We start from the raw sequence: 12,719 nt of genomic DNA, 5'->3' as shown, positions 1-12,719 counted from the left end.
GAACTCTCGGGGGTAGGGCTTGGGCACAGCAACATCCTTCCAGCCCGCCCGCAGGGCAAGCCATCTCAGATGTCACCTATCGGTGCAGCAGACCCTTATTCATGTTTGACTGATGTGCATGTCAGGGCCTGTGCGGCTGGCGATCGACTACGGCGCTACCAGCACCGTGGCGGTGCTGGCGTGGCCCGACGGTCGATGGGTTTCGGTGGCCGTCGATGGCAACCCGGTGATGCCCAGCGCCGCATGGGTGGCCGAGGACGCGGGTGTGTGGACCGGGCAGCAGGCTTGGCAGGCCGCAGCCCGCCAGCCGCACCGGTTCGTCTCGGTGCCCCAGCGGTTCGCCGAGCAGACCCTCACCGTCGACGGGCAGCAGGTCGAGGCGACGACGCTGGTGGCGGCGACCCTGCGCCGGATCGCCGAACAGGCTGGGCAGGTGGCCGGCGGGCCGGTGGAGGATGTGCGGCTGGTGGTGCCGGCCGGCTGGGGGCCGCGACGGCGTACGTGGATGCGGCACGCGGCGCATCGCGCCGGACTGGGGCAGCCCCACCTGGTGGAGGCCCCGGTCGCGGTGGCGGATCACCTGGTCGCCTGTGGTGCGCAGATGCCGGTGGGCGCGTATCTGGCGGTGGTGGACATCGGCGGTGGGGCGGAGGTGACGGTCCTGCGTCGTGGACCCTCCGGGTTCGAGGTCCTCGCGACCCTCGCCGACCCCAACGCCGGCGGGGACGCCATCGACCGTGCCCTCGCCACCGGCCTGGCCGGGGAGGCAGAGGGCGGGTGGGCGTGGATGGCGAGCGTGCGGGCCGCGAAGGAAGCCCTCGCCCAGCACACGGCGATCACCGTGCCGCAGGCGGACGGCACCGCGGTCGTGGCCACGACCATGGCCCTGGACCAGGCGGCACGACCGGTCCTGGACCGGATAGGGCAGCTCACCTGCGATACGGTCGCCGCTGCGGAACTCACCCCGGCGGACCTGACCGGCGTGTACCTGGTTGGTGGCACGGCCCGGCTGCCGCAGGCGGCCACGGTGATCGCCGAGCGGACCGGCCTCCTCCCGCAGGTCGCCCTGGATCCGACGCTGGCCGCGGCACACGGTGCCGTCGGCGCGAGTCCCGCCGCCGCTGGTAGTGGTGATGTCGGTGGGCAGGAGCCGGTGCCGCAGGTCCGGCGGGTGCTGGGGATCGCGGTGCCCGGCTTCGCGTCGTTGGTGATGATCACGCAGATGCTGCTCACCGTCACCCGGGGCGGGGTGTACCCCCTCGAATGGGCGGAACCCGCGTGGGGGCTGTTGGCGATGGCTGCCGTGTTCGCGGTCATCGCGTGTCTGTCGGCCGGTACGATCCTCGGGGCCCTGGCTGCCGCCCACAACCCCGGACCCACGACCCAGTCTCCTGCGGGCACCGTCAGCATCGGCATCCTGTCCGCCGTCTCTCTGGGCGCGGCCACCGCGAGTCTCTACGCGGTGGTGGCCGCCCAGTACCTGAAGATGCCGGTCGGCCCGTTCCTGCGTTGGGCCCTGTACCCCGTCGCCCCGATCATCGTGCTCGCGCTCATCGCCGCCGTCGTCGCCGCCCGCCAGCGGCGCACCCCACTCGGTGGATGGTCGGCCCTGTTGGCATTCCCCGCCAGCTCCGTCCTCGCCGCCGCCATCGGGATCGGTCTCGTCCAGTACTCGAACACCGCAGCACGGTGGCCCGACATGGTGGTCTGGATCGACCTCGCCGGCCGCGTCGGAGGACTACTGCTCGGCGTCGGCACGGTCCTGGCCCTGGTCCGCCCGTGGACGCTCCGGCTCGTCCTGGGCGCGCCACTGGCGGTCATCACCGTCGCGATCACCGCACCCCGTATCACCGGCACCCTCGCCGGCATCTACGCCACCGCCGTGGCCGGATGGTGGGTGTACCGGCTGTGGACCCGCCTCGTCCGCGCCCCGGCCACCCCATGAGCGGCCACCACCCCACCACAAGCGGCCCCCGTCACCGACGCCCGCGCATGGGCAAGCACGATCATGGACGGGCGCGGTGAGGTGGCCCCGCCAGATCGCCTCCGCCGCTGCGGTCACCACCGTCCTGGCCGGCCCACCGATCGTGCTCACCTACACCGCCGGCTGGCCCCTGCCCACCCGCCCCACCCAGGAACACCTCCGCCAGTGGCTCAGCGACCCCCTCACCGAGGACACCCTCATCGCCGGCCTGGTACTCCTGGCCTGGATGCTGTGGCTCCTCATCACTGGGATCACCCTCCGTACCACCGTCACCCGCGTTGCGGCGACGATTCGGCGGCTCCGGCGGCTACCGCTGCCCACCCCGATGCAGGCCACCGCGACCGGCATGGCCGGCGCCGCCGCCCTGTGGGCACCCACCACCACCGCCACCACGACTGACGCCCCACCGGCCCCCACACCCACCAGCACCGGCGAACATCTGCGGCAGACAGCCGACGCGGGGGTGGACGTGTCGGGAGGATGGATTCCCGCCGACACCGCACACCAGATCGCCGCCGCCGGCACCCTGGTCTGGCTCCGCCGTCGCCGCCTCTACCGGCCCCCATCCCCGGGACACCCCCGCGACGACAGCGACTTGGCCGCCCTGCCACCCACCGTCACCGCCGTCCAAGCCGCCCTCGCCGACACCCCACCCGCACCCGCCGCCCCACTGGCGATTCCCATCGGGGGCATCGGTCTGACCGGCCCCGCGGCCATCGACGCCGCCCGCGGCATCCTCCTCACCGCCCTGCTCCAGGCCCTCCGCGACACCACACAACACACCACGGTCGTGACCAGCCGCACCGACCTGCGCGCCCTCCTCGGAGGCCACACCCTGCCCCTGCATGACCTGCCGGGCCTGACCGTCACCGACACCCCCGCCGACGCCATCACCACCATCACCCGCCCCCACCACCCGGACGCGGCATCCCCGATGCTGCTCACCCACTCGCCCACCGAACCCGACACCGCCGCCCGCCTCGCCACCGCCCTGGCCCACACCCAGGGCGTGCTCATCGGCACCTGGACCCACGGCCCCACCTGGCACATCACACCCGACGGATACACCGCACGCGGCACCGGCGGCGGCCGGACCCGACTGTGCGTACTCACCGCCACCGCCGCCCGCGACCTCCTCGCCGTCCTCACCCTCACCCCGTCCACACCACCGGCGGTAGCCGTACCCCGGCAACGACCACCCGCGCCCATCCCTCCGCCGGAGGCGTCCTCACCGAAGCTGTTCACCCTGCGCGTCCTCGGCAGCCCCACCCTGTGGGCGGCCGGCAGACTCGTCACGATCCGCCGCGCTGCGGCCCTGCAGGTCCTCGTCGCCCTCGCCGTTTATCCCGACGGCGCCACCACCCACGAACTCGCCACCACGATCTGGCCCGGGCTCCCCCGACACACCGTCGCCCGACGCCTCTACACCACCCTCAGCGACCTCCGTAAGGACATCACCGCCACCGGGCACCCTCACCCCATCGTGCACACCGACGACCGATACCACCTCGACCACCAACACATCGACGTCGACCTCTGGCACTTGAACGCCGCCATCGACCACGCCACCACCGCCGTCGCTAACCACCCCCACGCCCACCAAGCGATCATCGACCGCTATACCGGCGACATCGCCGCCAACCACACCTGGCCGTGGCTCGACCCCATCCGCGAGAACACCCGCCGCCACGTCATCGACGCCCACACGACCCTCGCCACCAGCGCACCCGACCCCCACGCCCGGCTCCACCACCTCCAGAACGCCCTCCGCCTCGACCCCTACAACGAACACCTCCATCACCAAGCCGCCGACACCCTGACCACACTCGGCAGACCCCACGACGCCGATGCGCTTCTCACCCGCCACCACCAAAGACTTATCGATGCTGGCATCACCTCACCACGTCCCATCACACGATGAGAGCCCGCCTTTGCGCGGCCTTTCGGTGATGATCAGCGCATTCCGCGTCCAGGGGCGGCACTGCGTTCTTTGGCGGAGCGGACGGACAGCTGCCGCCGGCCGCGGGGTGCTGGTCGTGACGGCGCGGCGCGGGCCCGACCACGACGACCGGGGCGAGCAGATCCAGGCGGCGGAACGCGAGGCGGCGCGACGGTACTCACCTACGCCTGGGCAGCACACCCATCCGGCTTCCGCCGCCCCTGCACGACTTGGTGGCCGAGCTCGTCAACCGTCGCGTCGGGCAGACCGCCGTGGGGCGCAGCGCGGCGAACCGGTGGCTGTTCCCCGGCGCCGCACCTGGTCAGCCGCTCAGCGCACGACAGCTCGGCGCGCGGCTACGACGCCTCGGCATCCCCGCCCGCGCGAGCCGCAACACCGCGTTGATGGAACTCGCCGGGCAGCTACCCGCTGCGGTTCTCAGTCAGCTCCTCGGCCTGCACCTGCAGACAACGACGAACTGGACTCACGAGGCCGGGAACACCAGGCAGCGCTACGCCACGAATGTCGCCAACCGCACTACTGCCTGACAACTTCGCGGAGCCAACCGAGGTGGAAGTCCCGGTGCGTCTCCGGCACTCGCCCGGATCGCGTCGGAGATAGGTATCCCTTGATGCACTTGCGGACCGCAAATCTCTCGCTGCGTTGTTGATTCACTACCCTGAGATGTGATTCGATGTCCTGCGTGCCGTAGATCACGGCACTCGCAATTGAAACGGGGAGGTGACGATGAGGATCAAGAACCTCATCGCGTCGGCCATGATCGTAGGGACGGGCCTGGTGCTCATTCCGGGGACCGCCAGCGCGGCCCTGAGTGACTGCGACGCGGCCTACATGTGCCTGTGGGGCAACAACGACTACAAGTGGATGCTGGTCGAGCGCGGCCAAGGCTCATCCACCATCCAGAACCTGAGCGGCGACGCCAACGACGAGATGGACTCCTGGGCGAACAAGTCCACGACCCACTCCGGATGCATGTGGGAGGACGCTAACGGGTCCGGGGACGACCAGACGTTGGGGCGTAACCAGAGCGACAACAACGTGGCTCCGGCCAACAGCGACGAGGTGTCGTCCTGGCGTACGGCTTACAGCTGCTGAATAGTTAGGCACCGTGATGTCACCACTCATCCGTACGCAGAAGGTTCGCAAGGCCTACCACTCTGAGGTAGAAACCGTGTGGGCTGCACGAGATGTGGACTTCGAAGCTCGCCCGGGTGAGTTCGTGTGCATCTATGGTGCCAGCGGCTCCGGCAAGTCGACGCTGCTCAACCTGATGGCCGGCCTGGATCTCGCCGACTCCGGCGAGATCCAGGTCAACGGCGTCGATGTCACCACCGCAAACGAGAGCCAACGCGCGCAGCTGCGGCTCGAAACCGTCGGCGTCGTGTTTCAGGACCACAACCTGATCGAGGAATTCACGGCCGCGGAGAACGTCGCCCTGCCCTCGGAGGCGCGCGGCATCCCGGCCGAGGCCGCGCGAGCCGAAGCCACCAACCAACTGCGCCGAGTCGGACTGGAAGGCCTCGACAACCGGCTGCCCCGACAGCTGTCCGGCGGACAGCGCCAACGAGTAGGGATCGCGCGGGCGCTGACAGGGCAAAAAGCCGTTCTCCTGGCTGACGAGCCGACCGGGGCGTTGGACTCCGCCGCCACCCAAGACCTGTTCGCGCTCATCCGCGCCTTGTGCGACCAGGGAGTCACCGCCGTGGTCTGCTCGCACGATCGACGGTGCCGCGACTACGCCGACACCCGCTACGAGATCATCGACGGACGCCTGGAAGCCCGTTCATGACCAACGGAAACTCTCCGGCGTCTCTCATGGCACGCCTGCGCTTCGTCCTGCGGCTCGCCCGACGTCTTATCCGCTCTCGTGAGCTGGCCCGGTCAGCGTCGATCGTCTTCGTCGCCGGGCTGGCCATCATGGCGATGTTCGTCACCCTACGGACGCTGTCCCTGTCAGGCGCCCAGATCGCTGACCGGGACCTGGGGCGGTTCGGCGCCTCCGTCGGCTACGGCAGCATCGTGCTGCCCCCTGGAGAAGACCAGTTCGTGCCAGACGTGCAGGCACAGGCCCTCCGCGCTGGACTCACCGACTCCGAGGTCATGCTCAGCGCGTCCTCCACGCAGTTGGCCACCACTCCCGCGCGTAGCGTACCGATGCTGGAGGCATCCTGGCAGGATGAGCCCTTCCCTGATCGGTACGACCTGCTGTCTGGCCGGTGGCCGAACCGACCAGGCGAGGTAGTCCTCACCGAGCCCCCGGATGCCCCCGAGATCACCGACGGCACCCTACCCCTGCTGGGCGGCAAGGTGACGCTAACCGTCGTTGGCACCGCTGAGGACCAATTTGCCCGCACCACGAACCTCCTGGTCGCCCCGGGCACCTGGGCTTCGCTGGATCCAAGCCTTGCCCAGGGTTTTCCGGTGTTGGGCGCTCAACCGTTGCTGTTGTGGTCAGGGGGCGACGCCGAAAGCGCCGTGACAGCTTTCACCACGGCGGTAGGCGACTACACGCGACGGTCGCCTACCGCCGATGAGGGGGCGGACGCCCTCGTGGTCGGTGGCACACTGCGGTTTCGGGAGCAACTTCTTGAGCGGCCTGAGCGCACCTCGATCGAGCGCACACCTGCCGGCTACACCATTCCGTCGCTGCTGCTACCCATCGCGGCCGTCCTGCTCGTATTCGGGCTCAACAATCGACGGTTCCGACAGACATCGACCAGACTCGTGGCTGTCGGCGTACACCCAGCGGGTGCCGCCGCTGCGCTCACCATCGCGGCTTCAGCCTGGTGCGTAGCTGCGGCCGTAGCTGGAGCGCTGGTCGGGACAGTAATCGGCGGAGTGGCCAGAGCGGTCATCGCGCAGCTGCGCGACTGGCCGCCCGGCCCGATCGAGGGACTTGCCACGCCCCCGTTGCAGTTGCTCTCACTGGTCATGCTCACCAGCGTGTGCGCAGGCGCAGCGCTAGCCCGCAGAAAGGAACGGGCGAGCGCTGCTGTGGCTCCTCGTTCCCGTCCAGAATCCCAGACGACCTCTACAACTAAGCGATACATCCGAGATGCGCGGCACCTCCTCGCCGTCGCCGCATGGTGCGTCACCGTCGCCTACGCCGTACGAGTCGATTCGCCGGCCGAAGCGATGATCCTGACCGGCGTGCTCACGCTCGCGGTGCTGCTCGTCATCCCCGACGTGCTGGACTTGGTCTTGCGAGTGCTGCCCGAAGGCGGGCCGCGCCGCCGCTTGGCGCTTCGGCAACTGGCGGCCGACAGACTCCGTGCTGGAGCGATCGTCGCGATACTCACGGTGCTGCTGGGCGCGTCCATGGGCTTCCTGACGCTGCTCGACACCCTCATTCGCACCACGGATCAGCAGGCCTACCCAGACGCGCTACCCGGCCAGGTACTCCTGGCCGACCGTGCCAGCAGCACGCTTCCCCCACCGGCGGCGCTACTACGAGCCGTGGACGCCTCCGGCGTCGCCGACGGGCTCCCACGCGCGGAACTGGCCTACCTGTTCATCACCGATGAGTCCGGCATCCCGACACGGTTGGTCACCCGCGACGGCCACCACGGCAATCTTCTTGCCGTAGAAACCACCGGCCAGGTCGAACAGTTAATCGGCCACTCCCTCAACCCTACGCAACGCGCCGCGCTGGCCGAAGGCGGACTGCTCGTATGGGCCGACGCACCCGACGCGGCAACGCCCAACATGCGCCTCGCCGTGAGAGAGGGCGACAAGGTCACCAGCCGGACCCCCGAACTACCCGTAGCCACCGTCAACGTGCCCCTCGTCGAATGGCGCACCGGCACCGACGGCGTGACGCTGCGATCGACGGCGAACAGTCTGAACCTACCCGTGCCACGGAACACGCCCCTCATCATCACTGAGGTCTCCGATAGCGCAGCCAAAGCCATGCAAGAGGCCGTCGGCCGGGCAGGCATCGATGCACAAGCGGTCCGAATTTACGTATCACCCAAGCCACCCGTCCCGGCCGCTGCGCTGCTAGCCACCGCCGCTGGGCTGGTGATCCTCGTACTCACCGCCGTGTTCTCCGCTACCCGCGCCCAGACCCGTACGCTTCGCGGCTACCTGACCCGCCTGGTATCCATCGGGATTTCCCCCAACTGGGCACGTCACGTCCTGCTCTACCAGTACGGCATCCTCATCGCGACGAGCACCCTACTCAGTCTGATCATTGCCCTGCCGCCCACGGTGGTCATTGCCCTGCGAATCTCCGGCTTCGTCCTCAGCATTCCCTGGGCGCAACTGCTCACCCTGCTCGCCGCGATCTACCTCGCCACCGGCCTGGCCGCGCTCCGCTCCACCCTCAGCCTCCGCGCCCTTGAGCAGACCAGCACAGGCATCTGAAGCCGCTGTTCACCAATGGTATTGCGCAGCTTCTGATATCCCGCTCTCCCAGTAGGCGAGGGCTTCGTGGGGCTTGCCGTTGTCATGAAGTGCTCCGTCAGGTGGGGGCGGTACGGCGGGGCACGGTCGCGGCGGGCCCGGTGGTGTCGTAGCTGGCGGCTTGCAGGGTGAGCAGCTCCGCGCCGTCCGGTGGCGTCCATGACCTGGTCGTGGGTGCCGGCCTCGACGAGACGGCCGTGATGCAAGCCGGAGACGCGGTCGGCGTGGTGGACGTTGGTCAGCCTGCGGTCATCGAAATGATCATGCCCTGTCGCGCCCCTGCTTCAGATTACGTCTGGCTGCGGTTACGTGATCGAACTGCAGTTGTGGCACGTCGAACAGGTCAGGGTTCGGCTGGCGGCTGATGCGGGGTGGGCAGAGTGTGGAGTTCTGTTGTGATGACGTGCCAGCAGAAGGTCTCGCCGTCCTCACAGGGGCTCAGGGCTTGGACAGGTGTGAGCCGTACGCCGTGGTCGGCGAGTAGTCGAAGGTGGGCGTTGAACGCGGGATGGCGGGCCAGGCTGGTCTTGACGAAGGGCGAGGCCACTATCGGGAGCCCCATGCCGAGGGCTTCGTTGAGGACGCCTAGGGCCATGCTGTCGTTGATGCCGGTGGCCCATTTGTTGATGGTGTTGAAGGTTGCCGGGACGACGGCGATGGCATCGGCGGGTGGCAGGCTGCGGGGTTCGTCGGGGTGCCGCTGCCGGTAGCTGACGGGATGCCCCGTCAGCGCGGCCAACTGGCCGGTGGGAAGCCAGGTGTAGGCGGTTTCGGTCGCGATGATGTACACGTCCCAGCTGTCGCGTTGTGCCGCTTCTACCAGTTCGGCGATGTGCCGGGCCGGCGGTGCGGCACAGACCACGAGGTAGAGCAGCCGGGTGCTCACAGGCTCGGGCATCAGGCGACGATCTCGGCTCGTTCGGCGAGTGCTCGCAGGCCGGGGGTCGCGGAGCGTCGCTCACGGGCGAGTAGGCCGCCGATCAAGCGGCGCGTCCTGGTGTGCACGTGCACGGTCTGGGGTGCGATGCGTTCGGCTTCGAGGAGATGCAGCACTGCTGCGGGATCGTTGTCGGACGAACTGGCGTAAGCCGCAGCGAGGTCGAGGTGGACCTGGGCCCGACGGCTCATCAGCGCCTTCGGCAGCGAGGAGGTGTCGAGGTGTTCGCCGAGATGGATGGCTAGCTGTGGGCGGTCCGTTCGGGTGGCGATGTTGATGCGGTGGATCATGACATTCGTCGGTCCGAAGCCGGTCCAGAGGTCGTTGCGGTCAGCGCCGACCTGTTCGGCCAGGGCATGCGCGTCGTTGAGGTGCCGCTCGGCTGCGGCGGTCTGGGCCTGGCGGGCGGCGACCAGTGCCGCGAGCAGGACCAGTGCTCCCTGCGCCGACAGAGCCCGCGGCCCGCGTGGAGCTGTGGTCTCTTTGAGGTGGTCAAGGGCTGCCAGTACCACTGCCTCGGCACTGTCGGTGCGGTACGGCATGGCCAGCAGCGCGGTTCCCACCGAGAACGCCGCTGCGGCGACGAGGGCGGCGTCCTCGGTGTCGTCGGTGGCGATACGGGCGGCTCGATCGGCAGCTATCCAGGCGAGGCTGGGATCGCCGAGTTTGACGGCGACCTTGGAAGCGGCGAGATTCGCCCCGGCCAGGACCGCGGCAGCCCGGTTGCGGTGGCTGCCGGTGCCGGCGCGGGTCATGATGTCCGCCTGCTCGATCGTGTCGGGTAGCTCCCGGATCGTCTCGGCGTAGTTGCCCCGCTGATACAGGTTGTGGATATACGCGACCCGTTGACGGACCTCCGGCAGCCTGGTGGGGTCGATCGCCTGTTCCGGTCGGTTAGGTGCGAGCAGACGGTGGCGAAGGTGAGCCAGTAGGCGGGCGGCGGCATGGTTGTCGTCTTCGCGAGGGCCGGCCTGCGCGTCAGCGGCTGGTGGCTGCCGATGCTGTGCCACCTCGGCGATCACCCGATGATCCAGGACCGCTCCCCAGCGAGCATGACGGGCCGCCTCGGCCCTCTCCTGTTGATGCCGCACCTCAAGAGACCGGTACTCGTCATAGCCGGTGAGCAACTCGCCCCCAGCCTGCAGGAGCGACTCGCACTGCGCCCAGAAGACGCGGTCCACCACCTGCCGGCCGTTCTCGACATTGGCGACCGTGCTCCGGGTGCTGTGCACCCGACGCGCCACATCATCCTGAGTCAGCCCATGAGTCTTACGCCAGCCGGCGAGCCTCCGCCCCAGCGCCCGCTTCACGTCACTGATCTGCTGCGGATCCACGAAGATGCCCTCCACCCATCATCGGGGCCTCGATCACCGCTCGTCACGTACCCCTCACGGCAACCTGACAGTAGCCGGTGACCGCCGGAGCGGCTGTCGAGACTTCGTGTCGAGGGTGTTCGACACCCGGGCGTGCACGTAGCGCCACCCGCCAAGCCATCCGCTGCTCATCCGAGCTCATCACCATCCTGACCTGCAGTTACCAAGAATGTAATGCCCCTGACAGGGGTGCCCTCCATTCGCGCGACCGGTACCTTACGCCCGGTAGGCCGCCCATTCGTAGGTCCAGAGCGCAAGGTCGTGCACCCAACGCTCTGTGCTCTGCCGTGACTTGGTGGCCCACTTCGAGGCGTTCCTCGCTGCGAAGTCGTCCAAAACCCCAGGGTCAGTCCCGGCCCAGGCGGGGAACTGGCTCAGCCAATCTTCCGCCTGGGCCGGGGTGTGGCCGTTGCCGATCAGCCACTGAGTGAGCAACGCCAACTCGACCCATGGCGCCGCCCTGGTCGCGTACGCCCAATCGACGATCCGGAGTCCCCGCGGTGTCAGGATCAGGTTGGCCGGGTTGAGGTCGGAGTGCACGAGCGCATCGCCGTCCATCGCCGGATGGGCGAAGCTGAGCCGCCCCGCCGGTGCGTACAGCCGCACGTCCGGCGCGGCGGTCTCTTGAAGCTGTGTGAGGGTGACGGCGAGTGTGTCGAGGTCAGGGCTGCCGGGTGACAGGTCGGGGTGGGGGCCGTCCAAGTGCTCGGCCCCCACCACCAACCAGCCGTCGGACTCGAAATCCCACAGAACCGTAGGCGGAAACCTGTCGATTGCCCTGGTGACCGCCAGTTCGTAGCGCAGTGACCGGACGCCTGGGCCCGAGGAGGCGGCCTTGACGAAGACGGTGCCGGTGGAACCGATGACGGTCGACGCGATCTCCGCGTGGTCACCGCGCGGAGCCGGGTATACGCCGACGATGCCGCCGACTCGATCGGCGACCGCCACCCCGACAGGCTCGGGTAGGGCGGCCCAGTCGCTGCGCATAGCCACCTCTCGTTACTTGCCGGTGAAGTCCGGTTCCCCGGGCGGGCAGCACGACTCGGCTTCACCGTGCCAGAACTCCATGTCGACCCGGTACCCGGTGGCGTGCAACGCCGCGAGCGTGAACGTGACGGCGGTGCCGTCCATCATCCCCTCGGTCAGGATGGGGACGTGGTGGACGAAGCTCCCGGCGACCTGCTCGCAGGCCGCGGCGTAGGGCACGGTGTGCTGCAACACGGAATGCCACACGGCGTCGACCGGGAGGGTCGGCACGACACGGCCGATCGACCCGTCGGGCAGCAGCATCCCGAAATCCTCGCTCGTCACGGTGTCGGCGTGCGCCTTGAGGAAGACCAGGAACTGCTCCACGGCCCGCTCCGCGTACACGCGGGTGACGTGCCGGTCGGCAGCGAAATAGTCGACCAGCTTCCCGAACACCTCCGGTGTGACGAGGGTCCGAGGGTCGAGGGCGGTCGTGGTCGCGGCCGTGGTCGGTTCGTGTGCGGTGACAGTCACGACTTCTCTCCTTGCACCTGGTGCAGTCAGCGGCGCCGATCAACGCCGCGCGCGGAGCTGGGGGTCCGCATGCCTGTTCCGTGGTTGAGCGGTTATGAAGCGCAGGTGACTCGCGGCAGGGTCGAGGCCGGGGGCCCTCTCACCCGTGGCATAGCCCTCATCAGCGGGCCCTGGCCCAAGACATGAACCGCTCCGTCAGATCGAGCCTGCGATCCGGGTGGAGCTGGTGAAGCTGGCCGCTCGCCTCGGTCATCAGCGCCCCGAGGAACAGCATCAACGCGGTCCGGTCATGCCGGTACTCCGCCAGCAGCGCCAGCCGAGCCGGCTGGCAGGGCCACTCGGAACCGCAGTTACGACACCGCCAGAGCGGACGCATAGCGACGTGAGGAACCGGCGGCCGGGCCATCAGCGCAGCCTCAGGGCGGTACGACCGCCCAACACCTCGACGGCACGATCGACAGCGATTGTCCTGCCGACTCCGTCAATCCCCTCCGGGCCAATGAACATACTGCGGTGCCGCATGATCTCTTCCCCAGCAAACGCGTGATCCAAGCCCATGAC

General features: G+C 68.7%; 10 protein-coding genes and 1 pseudogene. 6 read left to right on the top strand and 5 right to left on the bottom strand.

Annotated features, from left to right (window positions below; translation table 11 throughout):
- Nucleotides 1-118 precede the first annotated feature (118 nt).
- The 6 genes from AB0B63_RS16435 (at nt 119) to AB0B63_RS16410 (ending at nt 8,309) form a co-directional block, all read left to right on the top strand.
- Complete coding sequence (locus AB0B63_RS16435) at nt 119-1,945, top strand: Hsp70 family protein (protein ID WP_357019165.1); 1,827 nt, start codon at nt 119-121, stop codon at nt 1,943-1,945.
- Nucleotides 1,946-2,021: 76 nt separating this feature from the next.
- The gene (locus tag AB0B63_RS16430) at nt 2,022-3,905 is read left to right on the top strand and encodes a bacterial transcriptional activator domain-containing protein (protein ID WP_357019162.1); all 1,884 of its coding nucleotides are present in this window, start codon (nt 2,022-2,024) and stop codon (nt 3,903-3,905) included.
- A gap of 251 nt (nt 3,906-4,156) precedes the next feature.
- A complete protein-coding gene (locus AB0B63_RS16425) occupies nt 4,157-4,471 on the top strand; it encodes a hypothetical protein (RefSeq protein WP_357019159.1) in 315 nt (104 codons plus the stop codon).
- 229 nt (nt 4,472-4,700) lie between these two features.
- The gene (locus tag AB0B63_RS16420) at nt 4,701-5,039 is read left to right on the top strand and encodes a peptidase inhibitor family I36 protein (RefSeq protein WP_357019156.1); all 339 of its coding nucleotides are present in this window, start codon (nt 4,701-4,703) and stop codon (nt 5,037-5,039) included.
- A 16-nt stretch (nt 5,040-5,055) separates the two neighbouring features.
- On the top strand, nt 5,056-5,733 hold the full coding sequence (locus AB0B63_RS16415; RefSeq protein WP_357019153.1) for an ABC transporter ATP-binding protein: 678 nt from the start codon (nt 5,056-5,058) through the stop codon (nt 5,731-5,733).
- Nucleotides 5,730-8,309 (top strand): hypothetical protein, encoded by a 2,580-nt coding sequence (locus AB0B63_RS16410; RefSeq protein WP_357019150.1) that lies wholly within the window; start codon nt 5,730-5,732, stop codon nt 8,307-8,309. Before AB0B63_RS16415 ends, AB0B63_RS16410 begins: the two co-directional genes overlap by 4 nt.
- A gap of 97 nt (nt 8,310-8,406) precedes the next feature.
- On the opposite strand, the pseudogene AB0B63_RS16405 reads toward AB0B63_RS16410, so the two are convergent.
- The 5 genes and pseudogenes from AB0B63_RS16405 to AB0B63_RS16385 all read right to left on the bottom strand — a co-directional run.
- Nucleotides 8,407-8,593: pseudogene (locus AB0B63_RS16405) on the bottom strand (hypothetical protein); the annotation flags it as partial.
- 98 nt (nt 8,594-8,691) lie between these two features.
- Nucleotides 8,692-9,246, bottom strand: coding sequence for a flavoprotein (locus AB0B63_RS16400; protein ID WP_357019147.1), 555 nt, complete (start codon nt 9,244-9,246; stop codon nt 8,692-8,694).
- On the bottom strand, nt 9,246-10,634 hold the full coding sequence (locus AB0B63_RS16395; RefSeq protein WP_357019144.1) for a helix-turn-helix transcriptional regulator: 1,389 nt from the start codon (nt 10,632-10,634) through the stop codon (nt 9,246-9,248). The genes AB0B63_RS16400 and AB0B63_RS16395 overlap by 1 nt, the downstream gene beginning before the upstream one ends.
- Before the next feature lie 240 nt (nt 10,635-10,874).
- On the bottom strand, nt 10,875-11,645 hold the full coding sequence (locus AB0B63_RS16390; protein ID WP_357019140.1) for an aminoglycoside phosphotransferase: 771 nt from the start codon (nt 11,643-11,645) through the stop codon (nt 10,875-10,877).
- 12 nt (nt 11,646-11,657) lie between these two features.
- Entirely contained in the window at nt 11,658-12,158 is a 501-nt protein-coding gene (locus AB0B63_RS16385) for a hypothetical protein (RefSeq protein WP_357019137.1), read from the bottom strand.
- Nucleotides 12,159-12,719 lie beyond the last annotated feature (561 nt).

The organism is Micromonospora sp. NPDC049081 (assembly GCF_040648835.1).
Lineage (GTDB): Bacteria > Actinomycetota > Actinomycetes > Mycobacteriales > Micromonosporaceae > Micromonospora > Micromonospora antibiotica.
The sequence above is the reverse complement of the archived record's forward strand: the minus strand, read 5'-3'. Positions and strand labels throughout refer to the sequence as shown.

What these genes read in the sequence shown, in the direction of transcription:
- AB0B63_RS16420 (WP_357019156.1), top strand. Translation starts at nt 4,701, where the DNA reads ATGATCGTAGGGACGGGCCTGGTGCTCATTCCGGGGACCGCCAGCGCG.
- AB0B63_RS16415 (WP_357019153.1), top strand. Translation starts at nt 5,056, where the DNA reads ATGTCACCACTCATCCGTACGCAGAAGGTTCGCAAGGCCTACCACTCT.
- AB0B63_RS16435 (WP_357019165.1), top strand. Translation starts at nt 119, where the DNA reads ATGTCAGGGCCTGTGCGGCTGGCGATCGACTACGGCGCTACCAGCACC.
- AB0B63_RS16410 (WP_357019150.1), top strand. Translation starts at nt 5,730, where the DNA reads ATGACCAACGGAAACTCTCCGGCGTCTCTCATGGCACGCCTGCGCTTC.
- AB0B63_RS16400 (WP_357019147.1), bottom strand. Translation starts at nt 9,246, where the DNA reads ATGCCCGAGCCTGTGAGCACCCGGCTGCTCTACCTCGTGGTCTGTGCC.
- AB0B63_RS16390 (WP_357019140.1), bottom strand. Translation starts at nt 11,645, where the DNA reads ATGCGCAGCGACTGGGCCGCCCTACCCGAGCCTGTCGGGGTGGCGGTC.